This window comes from Amycolatopsis roodepoortensis (assembly GCF_014873915.1).
GTDB classification, from domain to species: domain Bacteria; phylum Actinomycetota; class Actinomycetes; order Mycobacteriales; family Pseudonocardiaceae; genus Amycolatopsis; species Amycolatopsis roodepoortensis.
In genome coordinates this window covers 1,379,668-1,406,494 of record NZ_JADBEJ010000005.1, presented here as the reverse complement: position 1 = coordinate 1,406,494, position 26,827 = coordinate 1,379,668, and the positions used below count along the sequence as shown (strand labels likewise).

The window sequence follows — 26,827 nt, the reverse complement described above, 5'->3', positions numbered from 1 at the left end:
CCTGACCCACCGAGTGGTGGAAGTCTCGTCAGGGCAAAGAGGGTCGCCCGAGCACGCACGCTAGGGTTGCGCCCGAGTAAAGGACGTCTTACCGGGGCGATCCCGGACGAGTCTCAAGGGAGTGGCAGCAGTGACGGTTCGCGTAGGTGTCAACGGCTTCGGCCGCATCGGCCGCAACTTCTTCCGGGCCGTGCAGGCCGCCGGTCACGACATCGAGGTGGTCGCGTTCAACGACCTCGGCGACGTCGCCACCATGGCCCACCTGCTCAAGTACGACTCCATCCTCGGCCGCTTCCCGGGCGAGGTCAGCGTCAGCGACGAGGGCATCGTCGTCGACGGCAAGACGATCAAGGCCCTCGCCGAGCGCGACCCGGCCAACCTGCCCTGGGGCGACCTCGGCGTGGACGTCGTCGTCGAGTCGACCGGTTTCTTCACCAACGGCGACGCCGCCAAGGCGCACATCGCCGGTGGCGCCAAGAAGGTCATCATCTCCGCGCCCGCCAAGGGCGAGGACCTGACCGTGGTCCTCGGCGTCAACGACGACAAGTACGACGGTTCGCAGACGATCATCTCGAACGCGTCCTGCACCACCAACTGCCTCGGCCCGCTGGCCAAGGTCCTCAACGACGCCTTCGGCATCGAGCAGGGCCTGATGACCACGATCCACGCGTACACGCAGGACCAGAACCTGCAGGACGCGCCGCACAAGGACCTGCGCCGTGCCCGCGCCGCCGCGCTGAGCATGGTCCCGACCTCGACCGGTGCCGCCAAGGCCATCGGCCTGGTCCTGCCGGAGCTCAACGGCAAGCTCGACGGCTACGCGGTCCGCGTCCCGGTCCCGACCGGTTCGGCCACCGACCTCACCGTCACGCTGACCAAGAGCGCGACCCTCGAGGAGATCAACGCCGCGTACAAGGCCGCCGCCGAGGGCCCCCTGGCCGGCATCCTGCGCTACAGCGACGACCCGATCGTCTCGGCCGACATCGTCACCGACCCGGCGTCCTGCATCTACGACGCGCCGCTGACCAAGGTCATCGGCAACCAGGTCAAGGTCGTCGGCTGGTACGACAACGAGTGGGGCTACTCCAACCGCCTCGCCGACCTCGTCAAGCTCGTCGGCACCAAGCTCTCCTGACCCATGGCGCTGAAGAACCTCGAAGACCTGCTGGGCGAGGACGTCTCGGGCAGGTACGTACTCGTACGTTCCGACCTGAACGTCCCGCTCGACGGGGAGACCATCACCGACGACGGCCGCGTCCGCGCCGCCCTGCCGACCCTCAAGCGCCTCGCCGAGGCGGGCGCGAAGGTGGTCGTCACGGCGCACCTCGGCCGTCCCAAGGGCGAGCCGGACCCGAAGTTCTCGCTCGCACCCGTCGCCGCGAAGCTCACCGAGCTGCTCGGCGTCGACGTCCCGCTGGCCGGTGACCTGGTCGGCGAGTCCGCCAAGGCCACCGTCGCCGGCCTGACCGACGGCCAGGTGGCCCTGCTGGAGAACGTGCGTTTCGACGCGCGCGAGACCAGCAAGGTCGAGGCCGAGCGGCAGGAGCTGGCCGCCGAGCTGGCCGCGCTCGTCCCGGGCGGTGCGTTCGTCTCCGACGGTTTCGGTGTCGTGCACCGCAAGCAGGCCTCGGTCTACGAGATCGCCCGTGCGCTTCCGGCGTACGCGGGCGGTCTGGTGCTGGCCGAGGTCGACGTCCTCAAGAAACTCACCGAGGACCTCGCGCGTCCGTACGTCGTCGTCCTCGGCGGCGCCAAGGTGTCGGACAAGCTGGGTGTCATCGCGAACCTGCTGACCAAGGTCGACAGGCTGCTCATCGGCGGCGGCATGGCGTACACCTTCCTCAAGGCCCAGGGCCACGAGGTCGGGAACTCGCTGCTGCAGGAGGACCAGCTGGAGCAGGTCCGCGGCTTCCTCGCCGAGGCGGAGAAGCGCGGCGTCGAGCTGATCCTGCCGGTGGACGTCCTCGCCGCGACGGGCTTCGCGGCCGACGCGGAGTTCGACGTCGTCGACGCGACGGCCATCCCGGCCGACCGGATGGGTCTCGACATCGGCCCGAAGTCGCGGGAGCTGTTCGCGGGCAAGCTGGCCGACGCGGCGACCGTGTTCTGGAACGGCCCGATGGGCGTGTTCGAGTTCGAGTCCTTCGCCGGCGGCACCCGCGCCGTGGCCGAAGCGCTGGTCGAGAGCGACGCGTTCACCGTGGTCGGCGGGGGAGACTCCGCCGCGGCCGTGCGGCAGCTCGGCCTGCCGGAGGACGGCTTCTCGCACATCTCGACCGGCGGCGGCGCGTCGCTGGAGTACCTGGAGGGCAAGGAACTGCCCGGAGTCGCTGTGCTGGGAGAGAACGACTAGTGGCGCGCAAACCGCTCATCGCCGGCAACTGGAAGATGAACCAGAACCACCTCGAAGCCATCGCGCTGGTTCAGAAGATCGCCTTCGCCCTGCCGGAGAAGTACTACGCGAAGGTCGACGTCGCGGTCCTGCCGCCGTTCACCGACATCCGCAGCGTCCAGACGCTGACCGACGGCGACAAGCTGTCGCTCACCTACGGCGCCCAGGACCTGTCGCCGCACGACTCCGGTGCCTACACCGGTGACGTGTCGGGCCCGATGCTGGCCAAGCTGGGCTGCAGCTTCGTCACCGTCGGGCACTCGGAGCGGCGTGAGTACCACGGCGAATCCGACGAACTGGTGAACAAGAAGGTCAAGGCCGCGCTCAAGCACGGCATCACGCCGATCCTGTGCGTGGGGGAGAAGCTCGAGGTCCGCGAGGCCGGCGAGCACATCGCCCACACCACGGCCCAGCTGGTCGAGGGCCTCAAGGGGCTCAAGGCCGAGCAGGTCAAGGACGTCGTCGTCGCCTACGAGCCGGTCTGGGCGATCGGGACCGGCAAGGTCGCGACCCCGCAGGACGCCGAGGAGGTGTGCGGAGCCATCCGCGCCACCCTCGCCGAGAAGTACGGTGCCGAGGTCGCGTCCTCGGTCCGGGTGCTCTACGGCGGCTCGGCCAAGGCCAACAACATCAGTGACCTCGTCGCCTGCGAGAACATCGATGGTGCGCTCGTCGGTGGTGCCAGCCTGGATGGTGACGAGTTCACCAAACTCTGCGCACTCGCCGCGGGCGGGCCCCTGCCCTGATCGGGGCACCTACCGGGTAACCTGGGTATCCGGTCCGTCACACAGCAGTGGACGAGTCCAGGAGTACGGTGTGTCCTGGTGGCGCTGGGTCGTTTTCAAACCTGGCCGCCTGTGCACACCGTTTTCCTGCATTCTCCAAGAGCGCAGAGGATGACATGAAGCTGTTCCTGCAAATCCTGTTGATCGCCTCCAGCGTGCTGCTGGTGGTCGCCGTGTTGCTGCACCGCGGCCGTGGTGGCGGTCTGTCTTCGCTGTTCGGTGGCGGTATGCAGTCGAGCCTCTCCGGCTCGAGCGTGGCCGAGAAGAACCTCGACCGGATCACGCTGCTGCTGGGCGCGGTGTGGCTGATCAGCATCATCGGCCTCGGGCTCCTGCTCAAGGTCTGATCGATCCAGGTGTTTCGGCGTGCCTATGGGGGGCGCGCCGCCGATCCCTATAGGTGTGAGGATTCATGGTTGGCGGTAACGCGATTCGGGGCACCCGTGTGGGTGCCGGTCCTTCGGGCGAATCGGAACGGGGTGAGTCGGCGCCGAGGCGCCGCATTTCCTACTGGTGCGCCAACGGGCACGAGGCACAGCCCTCGTTCTCGATGGACGCGGAGATCCCCGACGAGTGGGACTGCCCGCGCTGCGGGCTCCCCGGTGGGCAGGACGAGAAGAACCCTCCTGCCGCGCCGCGGACCGAGCCTTACAAGACTCACCTCGCGTACGTGAAGGAACGGCGTTCCGACGCCGACGGCGAGGCCATCCTCGCCGAGGCGCTGGAGCGGTTGCGCCAGCGCCGGGAGATCTGACCTAGCCTTCGCTCACCGGTCGAGCGGGTACCGGGCACGCACCCGGAACCCGCCGTCCTCGGTGTCGGCGGTCTCGAAGCTCCCACCCAGCAGTCGAGCGCGTTCGGCCAGCCCGGTCAGCCCGTGCCCTCCCGAGGGCAGGGCCGCACCGGGGGTCCGGGCGCGCTCGTTGCGTATTTCGACCTTGAGCGAACCGTGCTCGCCCTGGATCCGGATGGTCGCGGTGGCGCCGGGCGCGTGCTTGTGCACGTTGGTCAGGCATTCCTGCACGGTCCGGTAGGCCGCCGCCGAAACCTGGCTGGGCAGCAGGTCGGGGATCCGCTCGACGGTCAGATGCACCGGGACGTCCGAACCGCGGATCAGCCGGTCGAGTTCGTTGATCCCCGGCCGGGGCCCGTCGTCTTCGGAGCCCGAGCGGAGCACGCTCACGAGTGAACGCAGTTCCTCGAGCGTCTTGGTGCTCAGCTTCCGGATGACCTGCGCCGTTTCGAGCGAGCGGGCGTCGGTGGTCTGGGCCTGCAGCGCACCCGCCTGCATCGCGATCAGCGTGATCTGGTGCGAGACGACGTCGTGCATTTCCCGCGCGAGGCGGGCGCGCTCCTCCGCGCGGACGGCGTCGGCGTGGAAGCGGCGTTCGCGGTCGCGGCTGGCGGCGAGTTCGGACAGCTTCTGCGAGATCTCGGTCCGCGCTCCGATGAGCAGGCCGATGGCCACCGGCATCCCGGCGACGATGACGCCGTAGATGCCGTCCAGGACGTGCTCGCGCCAGCTGAGCTCGACGAAGTCGGCCAGCGGCCACTGGACGAACCGGCAGGTGAAGACGAGCGCGAACCCGGTCCAGGTCTGCCAGTGCATCTGTTTGCGGGTGGCGAGGAAGCCGAGCGCGATCATCGCGGCCAGCTGCGACCAGCCGGCCAGGAACCCCGGGACGGTGACGATCACCGCGAGGAACGGCAGCTTGCGCCGGAAGGCGAGGCCGAGGCACGCGGCGCCGGACAGATAGATCGAGTACGGCTGAGCCTTCTCGGGGATCACCAGCCACACGTCGAGCGCGGCAAGGAAGATCGCGAGTGTGTCGATGCCCAGCGCGACCAGCGCCGGGCGTTTGATCTTGGCGAACGAAATGACCCCGGCGGCACGGCGCATCCGGTCGGCGGCGTCCGCTCCGGAGCCGCCCACCGAGATACCTGGCATCGAGAGACCCTCTGTGCTCATCGCTGGCGACCTCACTCGTCTTGTGGACTTGAATGGTGAGACGTGTTCTTCGCCCGATCGGGACGCGCAGGAACGAACAAATGTGCGGATGCTAACGGGTGGATGTACAAGGGCGGTAAGTTTCCCCCAGTCGGGCTAGCGACTGGTCGGTCACTGTCCGTTCTGCGGACAAGTGCATGAACGTTCGGTCGGTCGAATCCACACCGGACCACCCGGGCTCGGTGGTCCGTTGATCGTTTCGACGCGCGAACAAGTCCTCTCTGATGCGAAAGCCGCCGGAAGTTGATCTACGTCACGTTTCGTGGCCGCGCGGTGACCCTGCCGCGCGAAGTCCGTGAAGGCCTCCTTCACTACCTTCAGCGTAGGGAAGGAGGCCTTCACGGACTTCCGCCAGGAGAGTGTCACCACCAGGGCCGCCGGACGGGTCGTGACCCAAGGCGTAACTCGCGTGTCTGGAGGCGTAGCTCACGTGATTGAAGGCGCAACTCGCGAGTTACCCCTTCAATCACGCGAGTTGCGCCTCTGATCACGCGAGTTACGCCTTGGGTCACGTCGCCCGAAGCGCGTGAAGGCCCCCTTCCCTCGGCTCAGCCGAGGGAAGGGGGCCTTCACGCGAGAAAGCGTCAGCCCGTCGTAGGGGGCTGGTAGACCTTCGTGAGTTTCGAGGCGGAGCCTCGGTCCAGCAGCCAGAGCGTGCGACGCGAGCCGCGTGCTCCCGCCACCGGGATCTCGACCTCGCCCGCACCGGCCAGCGCCTGCGCGACGGCGTCGGCCTTGGCGTCGCCGCCGGTGACCAGCCAGATGTCCTGCGCGCGACGGATCGCGGGCAGGGTGAGCGAGATCCGGGTCGGCGGCGGCTTGGGGCAGTCCCGCACCGCGACGACCGAGCGTTCCTTCTCGTGCACCGCCGGGCTGTCGGGGAAGATCGAGGCGGTGTGCCCCTCCCCGCCGAGGCCCAGCAGCATGATGTCGAACGCCGCGTCGTTGGCCGCCAGAACCTCCGCGTAGGCCGCGGCCGCCGCGTCGACGTCGTCCCCGAACTCGCCGTCCGAGGGTGCCATGGCGTGCACCCGCTTCGGGTCGAGCGGGACGTGGTCGAGCAGCGCCTCGCGGGCCTGCTTCTCGTTGCGGTCGTCCGAGTCCGCCGGGACGAAGCGCTCGTCGCCCCAGTAGAGGTCCAGCCGCGACCAGTCGATGGCGTCGCGGGCACTGGAGTCGCGCAGTTCGCGCAGGATCGCGATCCCGGTGCCACCGCCGGTGAGCACCACCGAAGCGGAGCCCTTGGCGGCCTGGACGTCGACGATCCGGGTGACCAGCCTGGCCGCCGCGGCGGCGGCCAGGAGGTCCGGGTTCTCGTAGACGACGACCTCGGTCTTGCTCATGAGGCGCTTTTCGCGGTCTTGGCTGCCGGAGCCTTCTTCGCCGCCGGAGCCGCCTTCTTCGCCGGAGCGGGCTTCGCGGTGCCCGACGAGATCTTGCCGAGCCCGTTCAGCGAAGCCTCGTAGACCTCGTCCGGGTCGAGCCGCCGCAGCTCCTCGATCAGACAGTCCTTGTTGTCCCGCCGCTGCAGGGCGATCCGGCGCGCCGGCTGGCCGGGCTGGGTCAGCATGCCGACCCGTCCGTCCGGCCGGTGCAGTTCCACCGGGCCGGACCGCCGGTCCAGCGTCACCGAGATGATGCCCGCGGCACCGCTGCTCTTGACCCGCTTCACCGGCACCTTGAGGTACTCGGCCAGCCAGCCGGCGAGCAGTTCGGTCGAGGGCGAGTCGGCCTCGCCGGTCACCGTCGCGCCGGTGACCTTCTCGTACGGCGGAAGGTCCAAAGCGGACACCAGCTGCGCGCGCCACCGGGTCAGCCGGGTCCACGCCAGGTCGGTGTCACCCTCCACATAGGACTTCGCCCGGGTGGTGAGTGCCCTTATGGGCGCCTTTTCCGCCGCCGAGTCGGTGATCCGGCGCTGGGCCAGCTCGCCGAGCGGGTCCTTGGCCGGAGCCTTCGGACCGGTACCCGGCCACCAGGTGACGATCGGCGCGTCCGGAAGCAGCAGTGGCACGACCGCGCTCTGGCCCTGCGAGGCCAGCGGGCCGTAGAGCCGCAGGACGATGACCTCGCTCGCGCCGGCGTCGCCGCCGACCCGGATCTGGCCGTCGATCCGCGGCGCCGCGGTCCGCGCGCCCTTGGCCACCACGATCACCCGCGAGGGGTGTTCCCGGCTGGCCTCGTTGGCTGCCTCGATCGCCTCTTCGAGTTTGTCGTCGTCGTCGGCCACGATGACCAGCGTCAGCACGCGGCCGAGCGCGACCTGCCCACCCTGTTCACGGATCTCGACGAGTTTCTTGTTCAGCTGCGACGTCGTGGTCGACGGCAGGTCGATGATCACGGACGCCTCCAGTTCCGGCCGGTACGCTCCAGCATTTCGTCCGCGGACGGCGGTCCCCACGAACCGGGCGGGTACGCCTCGGGCGCGCCCTTCTTGGCCCAGTGGTCGAGGATCGGGTCCAGGATCTCCCAGGACAGTTCGACCTCTTCGTTCACCGGGAACAGCGACGGCTCACCGAGCAGCACGTCCAGGATGAGCCGTTCGTAGGCCTCCGGGGACGACTCGGTGAACGCGTGCCCGTAGCCGAAGTCCATGGTGACGTCGCGGACCTCCATCGTGGTCCCCGGCACCTTCGACCCGAACCGCAGCGTGATGCCCTCGTCGGGCTGCACCCGGATCACCAGCGCGTTCTGGCCCAGTTCCTCGGTCGAGGTCGAGTCGAACGGCAGATGCGGCGCCCGCTTGAACACCACGGCGATCTCGGTGACCCGGCGGCCCAGCCGCTTGCCGGTGCGCAGGTAGAACGGCACGCCCGCCCAACGGCGGTTCTGCACCTCCAGCGTCACCGCGGCGTAGGTCTCGGTGGTCGAGTCCTTCGCGAAACCGCCTTCCTGCAGCAGGCCCGGCACCTTCATGCCGCCCTGCCAGCCACCCGCGTATTGCCCGCGCGCGGTGGTCTCGTCGAACGGCGCCAGCGGCTTGGTCGCCGAAAGCACCTTGACCTTCTCCGCGCGGAGCGCGCGCGGGGCGAACGAGACCGGCTCCTCCATCGCGGTGAGCGCGAGGAGCTGCAGCAGGTGGTTCTGGATGACGTCGCGTGCGGCGCCGATGCCGTCGTAGTACCCCGCGCGGCCGCCGAGACCGATGTCCTCGGCCATGGTGATCTGCACGTGGTCGACGTAGTTGGCGTTCCAGATCGGCTCGAACAGCTGGTTCGCGAAGCGCAGCGCCAGCAGGTTCTGCACCGTCTCCTTGCCGAGGTAGTGGTCGATGCGGAACACCGACTCCTCGGGGAAGACGTCGTTCACGATCTCGTTGAGCTCCTTGGCGCTCTTGAGGTCGCGGCCGAACGGCTTCTCGATGACGACGCGGCGCCAGGTGTCCTCACTCGCCTCGGCGAGGCCGGAGCGGGCGAGCTGCTTGGTCACCACCGGGAACGCGCTCGGCGGGATCGACAGGTAGAACGCGGTGTTGCCCCCGGTGCCGCGCTCGGCGTCGAGGTCCTTAACCGTCTGAGCGAGCCGGTCGAAGGCGTCGTCGTCGTCGAAGGTGCCCTGGACGAATCGGATGCCTTCGGCGAGCCGGTTCCACACCGACTCCTTGAACGGCGTCCGCGCGTGCTCCTTGACCGAGTCGTGCACGAGCTCGCCGAAGTCCTGGTGCTCCCAGTCCCGCCGGGCGAACCCGACGAGCGAGAACCCGGCGGGCAGCAGGCCGCGGTGGGCGAGGTCGTAGATCGCCGGCATCAGCTTCTTGCGGGCGAGGTCACCGGTGACGCCGAAGATCACCAGGCTGGACGGCCCGGCGATCCGCGGCAGCCGCTTGTCGCGCGGGTCGCGCAGCGGGTTGTTCCAGGCTCGTGTCACTCGCCGGCCTCCTGTACCGCGCGGACCAGTTCGGCCAGGCCGGCGGCCCGGTCGGTGAGGTGCAGGCGCAGCACCGGACGGCCGTGCTCGGCGAGCACCTGGCCGTCACCCAGCGCCTGCGCGTGCTGCAGGACGCCGAGCGTGTACGGCCGGTCCGGAACGTCGAGATCGTCCTCGACGGCGCCGGTGATCTGCAGGAAGACACCGTTCTGGTGCCCGCCCTTGTGGTACTGCCCGGTCGAGTGCAGGAACCGCGGCCCCCACCCGAAGGTGGTCTGGCGGCCGGTGCGCTTGGCGATCTCGCCGCGCAGGACCGCGGTCGACGCGTCGTCGAGCCGGTCGAGGTACGCCTGCACCGCGATGTAGCCGGTTTCCGGGGCGGAGTCGAAGAAAGCCCGCAGAATGTCCGCGAGCTTCCCGTCCGTGGCAACGCCTTCCGAGCCGAACACCTCGACCGCGCCGTCCACAGTGGACGGCTTCTCGCCGCCCTTGAGCTTGTCCGGGTTGTCGAGCAGCGACCGCGCGGCCTTCTTGGCGGCCTCGACGTCGGGCTGGTCGAACGGGTTGATCCCGAGCAGCCGTCCGGCGAGCGCGGTGGCGAACTCCCACAGCAGGAACTGCGCGCCGAGCGAACCGGTCACGGAGATCTTCGCCGCGCCTTCCGCCGCGCCGACGGCCACCGGAGTGGCGTCCCCCTTGGCGTCGGCGAAACCGGGGGAGTCCGGGCCTTCGACGGCGACCGGCAGGAGACCGGTGCCCTGCTTGCCGGTGGATTCGGCGATCAGCTGCTCCGCCCAGTCGGCGAAGCCCTTGATCCCGGAGCCGGTGTCGCCGATGACGACCTTCTCGGCGCCCTTTTCGTGCGCCGCGACCCACGCCGCCGCGAGCTTGATCGCCGGGTTGTCCACGGAGTCGGTGGCCAGCTCGTCGGCCACCGAAGCGGCCTGGTCGAGCAGGCGGGCGACGTCCGCGCCGGCGAGCCCGGCCGGGACGAGCCCGAACGCGGTCAGCGCCGAGTAACGGCCGCCGACGTTCGGGTCGGCGAGGAAGACCTTGCGGTAACCCTCCTTTTCGGACAGTTCCGCGAACGGAGAGCCGGGGTCGGTGACGACCACGATCCGCCGGGCCGCGTCGATCCCCGCGTCGGCGAAGGCCTTCGCGAAGATCCGCCGGTGGCTGTCGGTCTCCACGGTGCCCCCGGACTTCGACGACACGACGATGACCGTGCGCTCCAGGTCACCGGCGAGCGCGTCGGCGACCTGGCCGGGGTCGGTGGTGTCGAGGACCGTCAACGCGACGCCGTCGGTCGCGGTGATGACCTCGGGGGCCAGCGACGAACCGCCCATGCCCGCGAGGACGACGCGGTCGACGCCCTCGGAACGCAGGTCGGTGCGCAGAGCCTCGATCTCGCCGATCAACGGCCGCGAGGACTTGTGCAGCGTCGTCCACGAGAGACGGATCGACGCTTCGGACTCGGCTTCGGGACCCCACAGTGTGGCGTCCTGGGACGCCAGTTTCGATGCGACCTGGTCGGCGACGAGCCGCTCCGCGAACGGAGCGGCTTCGCCGGCCAGGGCGGCGTCGACGATTTCGACGCCGGTCGTTTCCCCTGCCATGGTCCAGATCAGTCCTTTGCCTTTTCCAGCTGCCCGGTGACGGTCTCGAGAAGCTCGGTCCACGACTTCTCGAACTTCTCGACGCCCTCGTTCTCCAGCGTGAGGAAGACGTCGTCGATGTCGATGCCGACCACACGCAGCTTGTCGAAGACGACCTGCGCGTCGGGGCCCTTGCCGGTCACCGTGTCACCGGTGATCTCGGCGTGGTCGCCCGCGGCTTCGAGGGTCTTCTCCGGCATCGTGTTGACCGTGTCCTTGACGACGAGCTGGTCCACGTAGCGGGTGTCGGAGTACTGCGGGTCCTTCACGCCGGTGGAGGCCCACAGCGGACGCTGCGGGTTCGCGCCGGCCTCGGCGAGCGCCTTCCAGCGGTCCGAAGCGAACAGCTCCTCGAACGCCGCGTACGCGAGCCGCGCGTTGGCGATGGCGGCCTCACCGCGCAGCGCGGTGGCCGCGTCGGTGCCGATCGCGTCGAGCCGCTTGTCGATCTCGGTGTCCACACGGGACACGAAGAACGACGCGACCGAGTGGATGCCCTTGAGGTCGTGGCCGTTGGCCTTCGCCTGCTCCAGCCCGGCGAAGTAGGCCTCGATGACCGCCCGGTACCGCTCGACCGAGAAGATCAGCGTGACGTTGACGCTGATGCCCTCGGCCAGGGTCTTGGTGATCGCCGGGAGACCCTCTTCGGTGGCCGGGATCTTGATCAGCACGTTCGGCCGGTCCACGGTCTTCCACAGGTCCTGCGCCTCGGCCACCGTCTTGTCGGAGTCCTTGGCCAGCCGCGGGTCCACCTCGATGGACACCCGGCCGTCGACCCCGTTCGTGGCGGTGTAGACGTCGCGGAACAGGTCCGCGGCGTTGCGCACGTCGGTGGTGGTCAGCTCGCGGATGGTGGCCTCGACGTCGGCGCCGCGGGCGGCGAGCTCCTTGGTCTGCTCGTCGTACGCCTCGCCCTTCGACATCGCGTTGGCGAAGATCGTCGGGTTGGTCGTGACGCCCACGACGTGCTTGTCGCGGATCAGGTCGGCGAGGTTGCCGGTGTTCAGGCGCTCACGGGACAGGTCGTCGAGCCAGATCGAGACACCGGCCTCGGACAGCTGCGCGAGCTTGTCGTTGCTCATCTGCTGTGTCATCCCCTTCAGTTCTTGGTGTTGGCGATCGAGCGACGGGCGGCCTCGACGACTGCCTCCGCGGTGAAACCGAACTCACGGAACAGTGTGGCGGCGTCGGCCGACGCACCGAAGTGCTCGATCGAAACGTTCACCCCGGCGTCACCGGTGAAGCGGTGCCACGACTGGGCGATACCGGCTTCCACGGAAACGCGTGCCTTGACCGACGGCGGGATGACCGAGTCCTTGTAGGACTGGTCCTGCGCGTCGAACCACTCGACACACGGCATCGAGACGACGCTCGCCGGGATGCCGTCGGCTTCGAGGGTCTTGCGGGCCTCGACGGCCAGCTGGACCTCGGAGCCGGTCGCGATCAGCACGACCTCGGGGCTGCCGTTGGACGCCTCGGCGAGGACGTAACCGCCCCGCTTGACGCCTTCGGCGCTGGTGCCCTCCAGCACCGGCACGTTCTGCCGGGTGAGCGCGAGGCCCGACGGGTGGTGGACGTCCTCCAGGACGGCCTTCCACGCGTACGCGGTCTCGTTGGCGTCCGCCGGGCGGACGACGTTGAGGCCGGGGATCGCGCGCAGCGAGGAGAGCTGCTCGATCGGCTGGTGGGTGGGGCCGTCCTCGCCCAGGCCGATCGAGTCGTGCGTCCACACGTAGGTGACCGGCGCCTTCATCAGCGCGGCCAGCCGCACGGGCGGGCGCATGTAGTCGGAGAAGATCAGGAACGTCGCGCCGTAGGGACGGGTGCCGCCGTGCAGCGCGATGCCGTTGAGGATCGAGCCCATCGCGTGCTCGCGGATGCCGAAGTGCAGCGTCCGGCCGTACGGGCTGGTCTTCCACATGTCGGTGGAAGCCTTCTCCGGGCCGAACGAGTCGGCCCCCTTCATGGTGGTGTTGTTGCTCTCCGCGAGGTCCGCGGAACCGCCCCACAGCTCGGGAAGCGGGTCGGCGAGGGCGTTGAGCACCTCACCGGAGGCCTTGCGGGTCGCGATGCCCTTGGCGTCCGGCTCCCACGTCGGCAGGTTGTCCGCGAAGCCCTCCGGCAGCGAGCGGGTGGCCATCCGGTCGGCGATCTTCTTGCGCTCCGGGTTGGCGGCGCCCCACGCCTCGAACTTCTCCTGCCATTCGGCGCGGGCGGTCTTGCCGCGGTCGACGGCCTGGCGGGTGTGCGCGATGACCTCGTCGTCGACCTGGAAGCTCCGCTCCGGGTCGAAGCCGAGGATCTCCTTGACCGCGGCGACCTCTTCGGCGCCGAGCGCGGCGCCGTGGGCCTTGCCGGTGCCCATCTTCTTCGGCGCCGGGTACCCGATGACGGTCTTCAGCGCGATGAACGACGGGCGCTCGGTCTCCGCCTTCGCGGCCTTGATGGCCTCTTCGATCGCGACGACGTCCTCGCCACCCTCGACGACCTGGGTGTGCCACCCGTAGGCCTCGTAGCGCTTCACGACGTCCTCGGACAGCGCGATCTTGGTGTCGTCCTCGATCGAGATCTCGTTGTCGTCCCAGAAGACGATCAGGTTGCCCAGCTCCTGGCGGCCGGCGATCGAGGAGGCCTCGGCGGTGACGCCCTCTTCGATGTCACCGTCGGAGGCGATCACGTAGACGTAGTGGTCGAAGATGCTCTCGCCCTGCGGGGCGTCCGGGTCCAGCAGGCCGCGCTCGCGGCGGGCCGCCATCGCCATGCCGACCGCGTTGGCCAGGCCCTGGCCCAGCGGACCGGTGGTGGTCTCGACGCCCTTGGTGTGCCGGTACTCCGGGTGACCCGGGGTCTTCGAGTCCCACTTGCGCAGCTGCTTCAGGTCTTCCAGCTCCAGGCCGAACCCGGCGAGGTACAGCTGGATGTAGAGGGTGAGGCTCGAGTGACCGGCGGAGAGGATGAACCGGTCACGGGCGGGCCACTCGGGGTCGGCCGGGTCATGACGCAGCGTCCGCTGGAAGAGCGTGTACGCGAGCGGCGCCAGGCTCATCGCGGTGCCGGGGTGACCGCTGCCGCAGTTCTCGACCGCGTCCGCGGCGAGCACCCGCACGGTGTCGACGGCCCGCGTGTCGTTCTCGGTCCAGTCGGCGGGCACGTTGCGCCGGAGGAGTGGGTTCTTCTCGCTGGTAGAGGCGGTTTCGGACACTGAACTCGAACTCCCCGTCATCAGGTTGTGGCTTCTCTTCCCTCGTGGGTAACCCACGTGTACCGCTACTAATCTCAATCGATCCGGAAGGGACGATATTCCTGGTCCGGGCCGTTCGCAGAGGCACGCCGCGAGCTACCGCGGCCAGCCTAATGGTTCGGCCGGTCGAGGACCCGCGATCACCCTCTGGAAACAGCACGTCTAACATCGGGGAAGGGTTCAGTACGCAGGGATCCGGGGCCGCCACATCACCCGGAAGCCTGGTGGACCCCGCCCCGAAAACTGACGCAGGGAGTGAAATGTCGTTGGTGAACGCTGCGCACGGACGCAGTGACAGCACCAGCGCCGTACATCCGACCGGTGAACGACCGCACGGTGGCCGGCGAACGATCCGCCAGGTCGTCGGCGCGTACGCCGCCCTCGCGAAGCCCAGGGTGATCGAGCTTCTCCTGGTCACCACGATTCCCGCGATGTTCCTGGCAGGCCGGGAAATCCCGTCGCCGTGGCTGGTGCTCGCGACGCTCGTGGGCGGCACGATGGCCGCCGGCAGCGCCAACGCCTTGAACTGCGTCATCGACGCGGACATCGACAAGGTGATGAACCGCACGAAGCGCCGTCCGCTGGTGAAGGAATCGGTGCCCCGGCGCGGCGCGCTGATCTTCGGTCTCGTGCTCGGCGTCCTGTCGTTCGTCGTGCTCTATTTCACGGTGAACCTGCTCTCGGCGATCCTCGCGATCGTGACGATCCTCTTCTACATCTTCGTCTACACGCTGGTGTTGAAGCGGCGTACGTCACAGAACGTGGTCTGGGGCGGCGCGGCGGGCTGCATGCCGGTCGTCATCGGCTGGGCCGCCGTCACCGGCACCGTCGAGTGGCCCGCGTTCGTGATGTTCGGCGTCATCTTCTTCTGGACTCCGCCGCACACCTGGGCGCTGGGCATGAAGTACCGCGAGGACTACGAGCGCGCCGGTGTGCCGATGCTGCCGGTGGTCGCCACCCCGCAGCACGTGGCGCGGCAGATCGTCATCTACTCGTGGGTGATGGTCGCGTGGACGCTGCTGCTGGTCCCGGTGACGAGCTGGATCTACACGACGTTCGCGATCCTGGCGGGCGGCTGGTTCCTCTTCTACGCGCACAGCCTGAACGCGGCGGTGCGGCGCGGCGAGGAGACCAAGCCGATGTCGCTGTTCCACCGGTCGAACACGTACCTGATGATCGTGTTCGTCGCGCTGGCGGTGGACTCGGCGATCGGGTTGCCTGCCATCGGGCTGCCTTTCTGATCTTGTAGCGCGTGAAGGCCCCCTTCCCTCGGCTCAGCCGAGGGAAGGGGGCCTTCACGCGCTGTTGGCGGGCGAGGGTTCGGTCCCGGTGGTCGATGGCCGCACGGACTGCACGATCGCCACCCGCGGTTCTGCGACACCACCAGCTCCAGCAGCCACAGCGGATGCGCGTGAAGGGGCCCTTCCCTCGGCTCAGCCGAGGAAACTCGACCTTCACACCTTCCCCAAGTACATGAAGGCCCCCTTCCTTGCGTCTAGCGCAAGGAAGGGGGCCTTCATGTACTTGGGCGAGCGAGTGTGACAGTGGCGTAGTGGGGCGCGTCTCGTGAGTGGCGATTCGGGTCAGAGCCAACCGTGTCCTCTGTACCTACTGGACACCCAGCGCGGGGTGAGCACAGGCGTAACTCGCGTGATTGGAGGCGGCACTCGGGGTGTTCCGTCGCTGATCACGCGAGTTCCGCCTTCGATCACGTGAGTGCGGCGCCCCAACGTCCTCACCACTCACGAGACGCGAGACCAGGAGGCCTGCCCCAGCCCGGCTTCCCAACTGGTGGCGCGCGTTGCCACCCAGAGTTACCCGTCAGTACCGTCCGGCGGAGTGACGAGTACGACCGAACGCCCGGCCACCGTCCGGGCCGGGCGCGCGACCATGGCGGTCGCCTGCCTGATCGTCTTCACCGCGCAGATGGCGACGACGATCTACCTCCCATCCCTCCCGATGGTCGAGCGCGACTTCGGGGTGTCGCGCAGCTTCGCCGCGCTCTCGGTGTCGCTGTTCGTCGTCGGCGCGGCGGCGCCGGTGGTGCTGTGGGGCCGGGCGGCCGACCGGTTCGGGCGCCGGGCCGCGTTGCTGGTGTCCCTGGGCTTGTTCGCCGGGTCGAGCGCGGTGCTCATCGTCAACGCCTCGCCAACGTGGCTCCTCGTTCTCCGTTCCCTGCAAGGGATCGGTGCCGGAGGCGCGGCGATCATCGCTCGTATCGCCGTGCGAGACCTCGGTGACGGCGACGCGCTCGCCAGACGGCTTTCCGTGCTGTCCATCGCGTTCGTCACCGCACTCGGCGGCGGGCAGTTCGCCGGCGGGCTGATCGGCGGGTGGCAGGGCGGTTTCGCGGTGCTGACGGCGGCGGGTGCGCTGTGCGTCCTGGGCACGCTGACGATTCCGCTCCGCAAGAGCAGCGGTCAGAAGACGGGCATGGTCCGGATCTATCTCCGGATCCTCACCGTTCCGGCGTTCCTGCGGCCGACGATCGCGGCGGGGCTCGGTTTCGCGACGATCGTGCTGCTCCAGGAGGTCTCGCCGTTCGTCTTCCAGCAGCACTTCGGGTTGAGCGTCGACCAGTACGGCGGCCTCGGCCTCCTCATCGGCCTGGCCTACTTCGCCGGCGCGCTGCTGGTGAACCGGATGGCCGGGCGCAAAGGCTCGCCGTGGCTGATGCGCGCGGGCGCGCTGGTCATGACGGCCGCCGGCCTGCTGACGGTCGTCTTGTGGCTCGTGCCCGCGATCCCGCTCACGGCCGCGCTCGTGACGTTCGTCGCGCTCTACTGCGGGACCACCTTCGGCCAGGCCGCGCTTTTCCCGAGCAGTATGGCCGTCGCGGTGAGCGAAGTGCCCGGGCACGGCGCGTACGCCGTCGCGTTGTGCGGGTTCGTCGCTCAGGCCATCGCGGGTGCCGCGGCCACCTTCGCCGCGCTGCTCCACGAGAACGTCGTGTGGGCGAGTGTGGCCACCGTCCTGTCCCTCGCCGCCTTCCTCCTGGTCCGGGTGAGAGCGCGGGAATGAGATGATGGCGGGTGCCGTTGTAATTCATTCGGCCCCTGTCCCACCTCTCGAAAGCAGGCTGCTTTTGTCCGTGTCCCCGGACCGGGAACTCGACGCGCTCGAGCAGGACGTCGCGCTCGAGCAGCAGTACGTCACCACCCTCTACCGCAAGCTCGACGCCGAACGCGCCGACGCGCAGCGCAGGCTCGACGAGACGCTGCGCCAGACCGGCGGTACCCCGCAGGCGCGCACCGAACGCGACGTCGCCACGACGCTGTACACCGACAGGCTGGCCCAGCTGAGCTCCGTCGAGCAGGGCCTGTGCTTCGGCCGCCTCGATTTCCTCCCGGAGCTCGCCGAGGAGACCACCTACATCGGACGGCTCGGGCTGTTCGACGAGGACGACGACTACCGCCCGCTGCTCGTCGACTGGCGCGCGCCGGTCGCGCGGCCCTTCTACCTCGCCACCGCCGCTTCGCCCGAGGGTGTGCGGCGCCGCCGCCACATCCGGTCGCTGAGCCGGAAGGTCGTCGGCGTTGACGACGAGATCCTCGACCTCTCCGCCGCCGACCAGGGCCAGGACCTCGGGCTCGCGGGCGAGGCGGCGCTGCTGGCCGCGCTCGAACGCCGTCGCACCGGCGAGATGAGCGACATCGTCGCCACCATCCAGGCCGAACAGGACCGCATCATCCGCGCGTCGCCGAACGGTGTCCTGGTGGTCCAGGGCGGCCCGGGAACCGGCAAGACCGCCGTCGCGCTGCATCGCGCGGCGTACCTGCTCTACACGCATCGCCAGCAGCTGACCACGCGCGGCGTGCTGGTGGTCGGGCCGAACAGCACGTTCCTGCGCTACATCGGGCAGGTCCTGCCGTCGCTGGGCGAGACCGGCGTGCTGCTGGCCACGATCGGGCAGCTGTACCCGGGGCTGGACGCCGACGGCCCGGTCACCCGCGAGGCCGCCGAGATCAAGGGCCGCCCGGTGATGGCCGACGTGCTCGCCAACGCGGTCCGCGACCGGCAGCGCGTGCCGGAACCGGTGCTGGAGATCGAGTTCGAGCGCGAGATCCTCATGCTCGACCGCAAGACCTGCACCGAGGCGCGGACGCGGGCCCGCCGGTCACGCCGCCCGCACAATCTCGCCCGCCGGATCTTCGTCTCGGACCTCCTCGACGCGCTGACCCGCCAAGCAGCCAAGAAGCTGGGGGAGGACCTGCTCGACGCGCGGGACGTCCAGGACATCCGGGCCGAGGTCGCCGCGGACAAGAACGTGGCCGCCGCGATCAACGGGCTATGGCCGAAACTCACCCCCGAGATCGTGCTCGACGAGTTGTTCGCCGACCGCGAACGGTTGCGCAGCGCAGCCGGGAAAGCCTTGTCGGACACCGACCGTGAGCATCTCTACAGCCCGACCGACGCGAAGTGGAGCCCGTCGGACGTCCCGCTGCTCGACGAACTCGCCGAGCTGCTCGGCGAGGACGACACCGAAGCCCGTGCCGAGGCCGCTCGCCGTGAGCGGGAAGACCGTGCCTACGCGGAAGGCGTGCTCGACATCCTCGAACAGGACGAGGAGATCGTCGACGAGGAACTGCTGCGGGTGGGCGACGTCCTCGACGCGGAGCTGTTCGCCGAGCGTCAGCAGCGCCGCAGCGAGATGACCGCGGCGCAGCGGGCCGCCCAGGACCGAACCTGGACCTTCGGGCACGTGATCGTCGACGAGGCGCAGGAACTGACCGCGATGGACTGGCGGCTGCTGATGCGCCGGTCGCCGAACCGGTCGATGACGCTCGTCGGCGACGTCGCCCAGACCGGGGCGGCCGGTGGGGCGCGGACGTGGGGCGAGGCGCTTTCTCCGTACGTCGCCGACCGTTGGCGGCTCGAAGAGCTGACCGTGAACTACCGGACCCCGGCGGAGATCATGGCCGTCGCGTCCCGGGTGCTCGCCGAGGTCAACCCGGAACTGGAGGCGCCGGTTTCGGTGCGGGAGACGGGTTTCGAGCCCTGGCTGCGGTCCGTGGACCCGGCGGATCTCACCGCGGAACTGCCCGGCCTCGTCGACGCCGAACTGTCCGCTGTGGACGGTGGGACGGTCGCCGTGCTGTGCCCGCCGGCCTTGGTCGCTTCACTCTCGGAGACGCTCGGCGAGGCGGGGGACCGGGTGTCGGTGATGCCGGTCGAGCGGGCGAAGGGCCTGGAATTCGATTCGGTGCTGCTGGTGGCGCCCGACGAGGTCGCCGCCGGGTCGCCGCGCGGGCTCAACGATCTTTACGTGGCCCTGACCAGGGCGACCCGGCGGATGGGCGTAGTGCAGACCGGTGACCTTGTTCCCGCGCTGGAGGGTCTTGGCTAAGGTCGGCCGCATGCGCACATTCGGCAAGATCGTGGTCATCGGCGCGGGCGTCCTCGCCCTGGCGGCCTGTGGCGAGAAACAGAACACCGCAGGTTCGGCCCAGACCTCCGGCGCGGCCCCCGCGTCGGCGTCGTCGGCTCCGGCCGCCCCGAAGGGCAAGGAATGCACGGCCGAGGACGTGAAGACCACCGGGAAGTTCGGCGAGGCGCCGACCATCACCATCCCGGACGACTGCGACCCGCCGAAGAAGCTCATCACCAAGGACCTCGAGCCCGGCACCGGCGAGGGCGCCAAGGCGGGCGCGAACCTGAAGATGAACTATTCGCTGGTCACCTGGTCCAACAAGCAGAAGCTGGACAGCTCGTTCGACCGCGGTGAACCGTTCGAGCTGACGCTCGGCGCCGGCATGGTCATCCAAGGCTGGGACAAGGGCCTCGAAGGGATCAAGCAGGGCGCGCGGCGGCTGCTGATCATCCCGCCGGACCTCGGCTACGGCCAGGGCGGCAACGGTATCGCGCCGAACGAGACCCTGGTGTTCGTGACCGACGCGGTGAGCGTCCCGACCGACAAGGGCTGATGGGGACCTCCGACGGCCGCGTCCACCGTGGACGGGTTCGTTCCTGGCTGGTCGACGATGGCTGGGGAGTGGTCGAGTCGGCCGATTTCGCCGACCCGATCTGGGTCCACTACTCGATGCTGGAGGGTTTCGGGCCCGGGGAATTCCGGAAGCTCGACGTGGGCGACGAGGTCGAGCTGACCGTCGAGCACGCGGAGCAGGACGAGTTCCGCCTGCGAGGGCTCTGGGTCCGCCCGGTCCGCTGAAGTACATGAAGGCCCCCTTCCTTGCGCCTAGGTACAGGAAGGGGGCCTTCATGTACTCCGCCCTCAGCCTGCGTACTCCCAGGTGAGAAGCGTGATCTCCAGTCCCTTCTCGACCTTCGTCTCGGGCGGAGCGTCGGTCAGGGTGTAGCCGACGCGGCGGGCGACGGCCTGGCTGGCCGCGTTCTCGGCGTCGATCTTCAGCTGGAGCGGTCCGAGCCCGAGGTCCAGCGCGTGCGCCGTGAGGACCCGCAGCGACCGCGCCGCCAGGTCCTGTCCGCGGTGGGCGGGACCGACGGCGTACCCGAGTTCGGCCGAATCCTCTTTCCGGAACAGCACCACCTCGCCGAGCGGCTCGCCGCCGTCGGCCGTGATGGCGAGCCGTAATCCGTTGCCTTCCGCGCGACGGGCGACGGACTTCGCGTAGTGGGCCTTCGCCGCCACCTCGTCGAACGGCGAAGGCAGCGGCGTGAACCGCGCGACGGCGGGATTGTCGAACAACCCTGGCATGAACGCGATGTCGTCCTCGACCCACTCTCGCAGGACGAGCCCCTCACCGGTGAGCCGGACTTCCTCCGGCCAGAGCGTCGTCACGGGATCAGCAGGAGCTTGCCGGTGGTGCGGCGCCCCTGGAGGTCTTCGTGCGCCTGACGCGCGTCGGCCAGCGGGTAGCGGCCGCCGATCCGGATGTTCAGCGAGCCGTCCTGAACGGCGGCGAACAGCTCGTTCACGCGCCACTCCAGCTCCTCGCGGGTGAGCACGTAGTGCGCGGAGGTCGGGCGGGTGAGGTACACCGAGCCGCTGCGGTTGAGCAGCTGCGGGTCGATGGGCGGGACCGGGCCGCTGGCCGCGCCGTAGAGGGCGAGCAGGCCGCGGATCTTCAGGCTCGCCAGGCTGCCGTCCACAGTGGACTTGCCGACGCCGTCGTAGACGACCTCGACGCCCTTGCCGCCGGTGAGGTCGCGGGTCGCTTCGGCGAAGTCGACCTGGTCGTAGCGGATGACGTCGTCCGCGCCCGCCTGCTTGGCGAGTTCGGCCTTCTCGTCGGTGGAGACGGTGCCGATGACCCGGGCGCCGCGGGCCTTGGCCAGCTGGACCAGCAGCAGGCCCATACCGCCCGCCGCGGCGTGGATCAGCACGTCGTCACCGGCCTTGACCTCGTAGGTCGAGGCGATCAGCGCGTGCGCGGTGATCCCCTGGAGCATCGTGGCGGCGGCGGTCTCCTCGGACACGCCGTCCGGGGTCTTCACCGCGATCGTGGCGGGAACCAGACGGCGCTGGGCGTAGCTGCCCAGCGAACCCTGCCAGGCGACCCGGTCGCCCACGGCGAAACCGGTCACGTCCGCGCCGACCGCGGCCACCGTGCCTGCCCCCTCCATGCCCAGGATGAACGGGGTGTCGACCGGGTAGATGCCCTCGCGGTGATAGGTGTCGATGTAGTTGACGCCCGCCGCCGCGACGTCCACGAGCAGTTCGCCGGAACCGGGTTCGCCGACCTCGACTTCCGACAGCTCAAGGACTTCGGGGCCACCGGTTCGCCGGATCTGCACTGCCGCGGGCATACATCCTCCTCGTTCAAGGTCGTTCCGACCGGCACAACTATGGCCGACGCCACGGTTATTCCGCGTCCCGGGCCTTTCGCGGTTAAGCTCGGCGCGTGGCTGAGACCGAAGAGAAGACCGAGACCGCCGCCCCCACGTCGCGCCAGGTCGCGGCCGCCCGCGACTTCGTGAAGCGGCACGGCAAGCCGTCGCGCGCGGTGGTGGAGAACATCGGCCGGATCGGCGCGCGCGTCGTGCTCGTGGGCGCCGACGGCGCGCTGGGCGACGTCGTCGTCACCTCCGTGGAGGCGGGCGAGGCGCTGGTCGAGGCCGTCGAAGACCTCGAGCCCGCCGAGTGGGACAGCGAGACCGTGAAGGCCACCAAGATCGGCGCCGAGCACCGCCGCCGGATGGCGGGGAAGTGAGCGGCTCCGCGATCTTCGTCGCTTGCTCCGCGCTGCCGGAGGGCGACGGCGACGAGCACGCCGTTCCCGAAGCGCTGGCCGACCTGGGCTTCAAGACCCGCTGGGCCGCCTGGGACGACACGACCGTCGACTTCGGCGCCGCGGACATCGTCGTGCTGCGCGCCACCTGGGACTACGCCGAGCGCCGCGACGAGTTCCTGTCCTGGACCGAGTCCGTGCCGACGCTGGCCAATTCGGCCGACGTCGTGCGCTGGAACACCGACAAGTCCTATCTCGCCGAACTCGGCGACGCCGGGGTCGCGGTCGTGCCGACGACCCTGATCGCGCCGGACGACAAGGCGCCGCGCTGGCCCAAGGGTGAGTTCGTGCTGAAGCCCGCCATCGGCGCCGGCTCGCGAGGAGCTGGCCGGTTCACCGCTGGCGACGCGGCTGCCGCGCATCTGGCCGGGCTGCAGGCCGACGGCAACACCGTGCTGCTTCAGCCGTATCAGTCCAGTGTGGACAGTGAAGGCGAGATCGCGCTGGTGTACTTCGGCGGCGTGTACTCGCACGCGTTCTCGAAGGCCGCGATGCTGGGCCGGGAACTCGACGAATCCGGGCTGTACCTGACGGAGAAGCTCGCGCCCGTGCAGCCCGCCGCGGGATTCCGTGCGCTGGCCGAAGACGCCCTGGACGCGACAGCGGCGCTGCTGGGCATCCTGCGCGCGGAACTGCTCTACGCCCGCGTCGACCTCGTCGCCGGGCCGGACGGCAGGCCGCTGCTGCTGGAACTGGAGCTCGTCGAGCCTTCGCTCGGGTTCCGCCAGACCGACGCCGCCGCGGCCTGGCGTTTCGCCTCCGCCGTTCGCCAGCAACTCGCCTGACCTCGTGAGTGGTAAAGACGGTTAGAACCGTCCTTACCACTCACGAGGGGGTCAGGCGGGTTTGGCGAGTTTGGCGGCCAAGCGCTCCGGCTTCGGCCACCGCACGTCCCGCGCCCACCCGAACTTCTCGAACAGCCAGATCACCCGCGCCGACACGTCGACCTGTCCACGCAGGACACCGTGCCGCGCGCAGGTCGGGTCGGCGTGGTGGGAGTTGTGCCACGACTCGCCCATGGACAGGATCGCCAGCGGCCAGAAGTTCGCCGCCTTGTCCCGGCTGGCGAACGGGCGCTCGCCGACCAGGTGACAGATCGAGTTCACCGACCAGGTGACGTGGTGCAGGAACGCGATCCGCACCAGCCCGGCCCAGAAGAACCCGGTCACCACGCCCCACCACGACCAGCTGATCAGCCCGCCGAGGATCGCGGGCAGCGCGAGGCTCAGCGTGATCCAAAGCCAGAAGTAGCGGTTCACCACGCGGAGGTCCTTGTCCGCGACCAGGTCCGGCGCGAACCGGTCGTAGTTGGTCACCTCACGGCTGAACATCCAGCCCATGTGCGCGTGCCAGAAGCCGCGCAGGAGCGCCGAGGGCGACGTCCCGAACAGCCAGGGGGAGTGCGGGTCGCCTTCGCGGTCGGCGAAGGCGTGGTGGCGACGGTGGCTGGCCACCCAGAAGATGACCGAACCCTGCACCGCGAAACTGCCGGCGATGGCGAGTGCCACGCGCAGCGGACGTCCGGCCTTGAAGGCGCCGTGGGTGAAGTAGCGGTGGTATCCGACCGTCACCCCGAGCGTGCCGACGGTGTAGAAGACGGCGGCCAGCGCCAGATCGACCCAGGTCATGCCCCAGCCCCACACGATCGGCACGGCGGCGAGCAGCGCGACGAACGGGACCAGCAGGAAGGTCTTGAGGATCAGCATCTCCCCGGAGCCTCGCCGGTGGGAGATCAGGGGTTTGGACGGACTGGCCGGAGCGTCCGGCTCGGTGCTGGCGGTCATACGACACCTCGTGCCTCGACTCGGTGGCGACCCCGTGCGGGGCACCGAGCGCAGCGTAAGGGCAGTGTCTGGCGAGCACGCCGCCCGGGGGTTACGTCCGGTTTGCCAGGGGGTCAGTTCGAAGTGGCGAGTTCCCGGTCAGCGGCGGGCGAAACCGGCGCGGAACCACGATCGCGTGAACCGCACCACAGTGCCGCCGTCGAGATGATCACCAGCGCGGAGCCGAGGACGTGGAACGAGACCAGCGCCTCCGGCACACCGAGGGCGTACTGCACCGAGCCCACGACGCCCTGGAGGACCGCGACGACCCACACGATGGTGTACCGCTTCCACAGCTGCTTCGGCGTCTCGCCCCGCATCAGCTGGAGCCCGAAGACGGCCAGCACGATCAGGTAGACCACCAGCAGTCCGCCGTGGATCTGGGTGAGCGTTTCGATCGGAGCCTGGAGCCGGTGAGTGCCGGGGTCGCCGCCGTGCGGGCCCGCCCCGGTCACGGTGGTCCCCGCCGCGAGGACGGCCCACATCGACGCGGCGAGCACGATCAGCGTCTTGCGGCCCGCGTCCGGGATCAGCCAGCGGGCGGGCTCGTCACCCTCCTTGAACGCGCGCAGCAGCAGGACCGCGAGCCAGACCAGGGGAGTGGAGGCCAGGAAGTGCAGCGCGACGGTCCACCATTCGAGTTTCGCGAGCACGGTGATCCCGCCGACGACGGCCTGCAGCATCACGCCCGCGGGCATCGTCCACGCCAGTTTCACCAGACGGCGGCGGCTCGGGTGCTCGATCTGCACGCGCCACGCGGTGATCACGCACAGCGCGGCGACCAGGATGACCACCCCGGTCAGCAACCGGTTGCTGAACTCGATCCACTGGGTGAGCATGTCCAGCTCGGGGTGCGCGACGGGCACGATGCTGCCTTCGACGCACTGCGGCCAGGTCGGGCAGCCGAGGCCCGAACCCGTCACCCGGACGACCGATCCGGTGACGCCGATTCCGGCCTGCGCGATCACCGCCGCTATCGCGACCGCTCGCTGGACCGCGAACGAGGGATAAGGCAGACGCGCTACAAGGCTCTGGAACGGCACCGTCCGATGCTAGAACGCCCTTCCTGAGAGCGTTCCACCGGCCGCACCCGCTGTGTCGGCCGCCTCAGGTCAGCTTCGTGGTCTTGCTGGCCAGCGCGCCCGCGACGACACCCCAGCCGACGAGCACCGCGAACGGGCCCCAGCCGAACGAACCGTCCAGCAGCACCGACCGCAGGCCTTCGGCGAGCGCGCCCGAGGGCAGCAGTTCGACGATCCACGCGACACCGGACGGCATGGTCGAGGGCGCCAGCAGGATGCCGCCCGCGAGCAGCAGCACGAACCAGACGATGTTCGCCAGCGCCAGCACGGCCTCCGCGCGCAGCGCCCCGCCGAGCAGCAGGCCCAGCGCGCCGAACGCGAGCGTGCCGACGATCAGGAACGGGATCGCGCCGAGAAGCCCGCCCAGCGACGGCGACCAGCCCAGCAGCGCGGCGACGCCACCGAGGATCACCGCCTGCAGCGCGACCACGACCAGCGCCGCGGCCACCCGGCCCGCGACGAGCAGCCAGCGGGGGAGCGCGGTGGCGGAAAGCCGTTTGAGGACGCCGTAGCGGCGGTCGAAGCCCAGCGCGATGGCCTGTCCGGTGAACGCCGAGGACATCACCGCCAGCGCCAGGATCCTCGGCGTGATCCAGTCCACTTTGGACGAATCGCCGAGTTGCGACGACGGCAGGATGTCCAGCAGCGACAGGCCGATCAGCAGCGCGAGCGGGATCAGCAGGGTCAGCAGGATCTGCTCGCCGTGGCGCAGCGTCAGGCTCGCTTCGACCTTCGCGTGCGTGCGCAACATCTTGCCGAGCGAACCGCGGCCGGGAGCCGGGGTGAACGTGCCCGCCGTGAACCGCGGCGTGGAAGTCGTCATGCGCGCAGTTCCCGTCCGGTCAGCTCCAGGAAGACCTCTTCCAGCGTGCGCCTGCCGACCTGCAGCTCCTCGGGCATGACGCCCTGCTGCGCGCACCACGCCGTCACCGTCGACACCACCTGCGGGTCGATCGAGCCCTCGACGAGATACGTGCCCGGCGCCGACTCGTGAACGAGATGACCTTCGGGCAGCGCCGCGGTCAGCAGCGCGGTGTCGAGCTTCGTACGCGCCTTGAACCGCAACTGTGCGGTCTCGCCGGCTTCGACGGTCAGCGATTGCGGGGAACCTTCGACGACGACCTTGCCGTGGTCGACGATCACTACGGTGTCGGCCAGCGTTTCGGCCTCCTCCATCAGATGCGTGGTGAGCAGCACGCTGACCCCGTCGGCGCGCAGCGCCCCGAGCAGGTCCCAGACCAGGCGGCGGGCCTGCGGGTCCATGCCCGCCGTCGGCTCGTCGAGGAAGAGCAGTTCGGGCCGTCCGACGAGCGCGCAGGCGAGCGAGAGCCGCTGTTGCTGACCACCGGAAAGCCGTTTGAACGGCGTCTTCCGCGCTCCGGAAAGGCCGAGGACGTCCAGCAGCCAGGCGGGGTCGAGCGGGTTCGCCGCACACGCGGCGACCAGTCCGAGCATCTCGTCGGCGCGGACGCCGGGGTATGCGCCGCCGCCCTGGGGCATCACGCCGATCCGGGGGCGCAGCGCGGCGCCGTCGCGCGCCGGGTCCAGCCCCAGCACGCGGACTTCGCCGGCGTCAGGCCGCAGGAAGCCTTCGCAGATCTCGACGGTGGTGGTCTTGCCGGCCCCGTTCGGGCCGAGCAGAGCGAGCAGGGTGCCACGTTCCATCCGCAGGTCGAGTCCATCGACGGCGGTGGTGGATCCGTAGCGTTTCACCAGCCCGGTGATCTCGACGGCGGGGGCGTTCACGACAGGTCACGATACGGC

25 protein-coding genes are annotated in these 26,827 nt (G+C 69.5%); 12 read left to right on the top strand and 13 right to left on the bottom strand.

Translation table 11 applies throughout. The features are described from left to right. Window positions 1–130: 130 nt before the first annotated feature. The 5 genes from gap to H4W30_RS25885 all read left to right on the top strand — a co-directional run bounded on the left by gap (window position 131) and on the right by H4W30_RS25885 (window position 3,931). On the top strand, window positions 131–1,135 hold the full coding sequence (gene gap, locus H4W30_RS25905) for a type I glyceraldehyde-3-phosphate dehydrogenase (RefSeq protein ID WP_038515534.1): 1,005 nt from the start codon (window positions 131–133) through the stop codon (window positions 1,133–1,135). Window positions 1,136–1,144: 9 nt separating this feature from the next. Further along, a complete protein-coding gene (locus H4W30_RS25900) occupies window positions 1,145–2,353 on the top strand; it encodes a phosphoglycerate kinase (RefSeq protein ID WP_318780734.1) in 1,209 nt (402 codons plus the stop codon). After that, on the top strand, window positions 2,353–3,138 hold the full coding sequence (gene tpiA, locus H4W30_RS25895) for a triose-phosphate isomerase (protein WP_192745227.1): 786 nt from the start codon (window positions 2,353–2,355) through the stop codon (window positions 3,136–3,138). The genes H4W30_RS25900 and tpiA overlap by 1 nt, the downstream gene beginning before the upstream one ends. Window positions 3,139–3,293: 155 nt before the next feature. After that, window positions 3,294–3,524 (top strand): preprotein translocase subunit SecG, encoded by a 231-nt coding sequence (gene secG / locus H4W30_RS25890; protein ID WP_016333144.1) that lies wholly within the window; start codon window positions 3,294–3,296, stop codon window positions 3,522–3,524. 65 nt (window positions 3,525–3,589) lie between these two features. Continuing rightward, window positions 3,590–3,931 (top strand): RNA polymerase-binding protein RbpA, encoded by a 342-nt coding sequence (locus H4W30_RS25885; protein WP_034311760.1) that lies wholly within the window; start codon window positions 3,590–3,592, stop codon window positions 3,929–3,931. Window positions 3,932–3,943: 12 nt separating this feature from the next. Here the strand turns inward: H4W30_RS25885 and H4W30_RS25880 are convergent, their stop codons facing one another. The 7 genes from H4W30_RS25880 to tkt all read right to left on the bottom strand — a co-directional run bounded on the left by H4W30_RS25880 (window position 3,944) and on the right by tkt (window position 13,909). Continuing rightward, window positions 3,944–5,146 carry a sensor histidine kinase gene (locus H4W30_RS25880; RefSeq protein ID WP_167373484.1) on the bottom strand — a complete coding sequence of 401 codons (1,203 nt, stop codon included), beginning with the start codon at window positions 5,144–5,146 and terminating at the stop codon, window positions 3,944–3,946. Between the two features lie 623 nt (window positions 5,147–5,769). After that, window positions 5,770–6,528 carry a 6-phosphogluconolactonase gene (pgl, locus tag H4W30_RS25875; protein WP_126731775.1) on the bottom strand — a complete coding sequence of 253 codons (759 nt, stop codon included), beginning with the start codon at window positions 6,526–6,528 and terminating at the stop codon, window positions 5,770–5,772. Then, entirely contained in the window at window positions 6,525–7,526 is a 1,002-nt protein-coding gene (gene opcA / locus H4W30_RS25870; RefSeq protein WP_192745226.1) for a glucose-6-phosphate dehydrogenase assembly protein OpcA, read from the bottom strand. The genes pgl and opcA overlap by 4 nt, the downstream gene beginning before the upstream one ends. Further along, complete coding sequence (gene zwf / locus H4W30_RS25865; RefSeq protein WP_063270998.1) at window positions 7,523–9,052, bottom strand: glucose-6-phosphate dehydrogenase; 1,530 nt, start codon at window positions 9,050–9,052, stop codon at window positions 7,523–7,525. The genes opcA and zwf overlap by 4 nt, the downstream gene beginning before the upstream one ends. Then, window positions 9,049–10,668 carry a glucose-6-phosphate isomerase gene (locus tag H4W30_RS25860; protein WP_192745225.1) on the bottom strand — a complete coding sequence of 540 codons (1,620 nt, stop codon included), beginning with the start codon at window positions 10,666–10,668 and terminating at the stop codon, window positions 9,049–9,051. Before H4W30_RS25860 ends, zwf begins: the two co-directional genes overlap by 4 nt. An 8-nt stretch (window positions 10,669–10,676) precedes the next feature. Beyond that, entirely contained in the window at window positions 10,677–11,789 is a 1,113-nt protein-coding gene (gene tal, locus H4W30_RS25855; RefSeq protein WP_192745224.1) for a transaldolase, read from the bottom strand. Between the two features lie 17 nt (window positions 11,790–11,806). Further along, window positions 11,807–13,909 carry a transketolase gene (tkt, locus tag H4W30_RS25850; protein WP_192745223.1) on the bottom strand — a complete coding sequence of 701 codons (2,103 nt, stop codon included), beginning with the start codon at window positions 13,907–13,909 and terminating at the stop codon, window positions 11,807–11,809. Window positions 13,910–14,208: 299 nt separating this feature from the next. Here tkt and H4W30_RS25845 point away from each other — a divergent pair, with 299 nt between their 5' ends. The 5 genes from H4W30_RS25845 to H4W30_RS25825 all read left to right on the top strand — a co-directional run bounded on the left by H4W30_RS25845 (window position 14,209) and on the right by H4W30_RS25825 (window position 20,117). Further along, entirely contained in the window at window positions 14,209–15,189 is a 981-nt protein-coding gene (locus H4W30_RS25845) for a heme o synthase (protein ID WP_016333153.1), read from the top strand. 598 nt (window positions 15,190–15,787) lie between these two features. Further along, window positions 15,788–16,969, top strand: a complete 1,182-nt coding sequence (locus H4W30_RS25840; RefSeq protein WP_318780672.1) for an MFS transporter — start codon at window positions 15,788–15,790, stop codon at window positions 16,967–16,969. 70 nt (window positions 16,970–17,039) lie between these two features. Then, window positions 17,040–19,295 (top strand): HelD family protein, encoded by a 2,256-nt coding sequence (locus H4W30_RS25835; protein WP_318780733.1) that lies wholly within the window; start codon window positions 17,040–17,042, stop codon window positions 19,293–19,295. Between the two features lie 10 nt (window positions 19,296–19,305). Further along, a complete protein-coding gene (locus H4W30_RS25830) occupies window positions 19,306–19,872 on the top strand; it encodes an FKBP-type peptidyl-prolyl cis-trans isomerase (RefSeq protein WP_192745221.1) in 567 nt (188 codons plus the stop codon). Further along, entirely contained in the window at window positions 19,872–20,117 is a 246-nt protein-coding gene (locus tag H4W30_RS25825; RefSeq protein WP_192745220.1) for a cold-shock protein, read from the top strand. The genes H4W30_RS25830 and H4W30_RS25825 overlap by 1 nt, the downstream gene beginning before the upstream one ends. Before the next feature lie 63 nt (window positions 20,118–20,180). Here the strand turns inward: H4W30_RS25825 and H4W30_RS25820 are convergent, their stop codons facing one another. Continuing rightward, complete coding sequence (locus H4W30_RS25820; protein ID WP_192745219.1) at window positions 20,181–20,708, bottom strand: GNAT family N-acetyltransferase; 528 nt, start codon at window positions 20,706–20,708, stop codon at window positions 20,181–20,183. Next, on the bottom strand, window positions 20,705–21,676 hold the full coding sequence (locus H4W30_RS25815) for a quinone oxidoreductase family protein (RefSeq protein WP_192745218.1): 972 nt from the start codon (window positions 21,674–21,676) through the stop codon (window positions 20,705–20,707). Before H4W30_RS25815 ends, H4W30_RS25820 begins: the two co-directional genes overlap by 4 nt. Before the next feature lie 95 nt (window positions 21,677–21,771). On the opposite strand from H4W30_RS25815, the gene H4W30_RS25810 reads away from it, so the two are divergent. Then, complete coding sequence (locus tag H4W30_RS25810; protein WP_125674936.1) at window positions 21,772–22,080, top strand: hypothetical protein; 309 nt, start codon at window positions 21,772–21,774, stop codon at window positions 22,078–22,080. After that, on the top strand, window positions 22,077–22,943 hold the full coding sequence (locus H4W30_RS25805; protein WP_192745217.1) for an ATP-grasp domain-containing protein: 867 nt from the start codon (window positions 22,077–22,079) through the stop codon (window positions 22,941–22,943). The genes H4W30_RS25810 and H4W30_RS25805 overlap by 4 nt, the downstream gene beginning before the upstream one ends. A gap of 51 nt (window positions 22,944–22,994) precedes the next feature. On the opposite strand, the gene H4W30_RS25800 is transcribed toward H4W30_RS25805, so the two are convergent. The 4 genes from H4W30_RS25800 to H4W30_RS25785 all read right to left on the bottom strand — a co-directional run bounded on the left by H4W30_RS25800 (window position 22,995) and on the right by H4W30_RS25785 (window position 26,809). Further along, window positions 22,995–23,942 (bottom strand): acyl-CoA desaturase, encoded by a 948-nt coding sequence (locus H4W30_RS25800; RefSeq protein WP_192745216.1) that lies wholly within the window; start codon window positions 23,940–23,942, stop codon window positions 22,995–22,997. Window positions 23,943–24,055: 113 nt separating this feature from the next. Next, on the bottom strand, window positions 24,056–25,024 hold the full coding sequence (locus tag H4W30_RS25795) for a COX15/CtaA family protein (protein WP_192745215.1): 969 nt from the start codon (window positions 25,022–25,024) through the stop codon (window positions 24,056–24,058). A gap of 64 nt (window positions 25,025–25,088) precedes the next feature. Further along, window positions 25,089–25,886 (bottom strand): ABC transporter permease, encoded by a 798-nt coding sequence (locus H4W30_RS25790; RefSeq protein ID WP_192745214.1) that lies wholly within the window; start codon window positions 25,884–25,886, stop codon window positions 25,089–25,091. Further along, window positions 25,883–26,809 carry an ABC transporter ATP-binding protein gene (locus H4W30_RS25785; RefSeq protein WP_192745213.1) on the bottom strand — a complete coding sequence of 309 codons (927 nt, stop codon included), beginning with the start codon at window positions 26,807–26,809 and terminating at the stop codon, window positions 25,883–25,885. The genes H4W30_RS25790 and H4W30_RS25785 overlap by 4 nt, the downstream gene beginning before the upstream one ends. Between the last annotated feature and the right edge of the window lie 18 nt (window positions 26,810–26,827).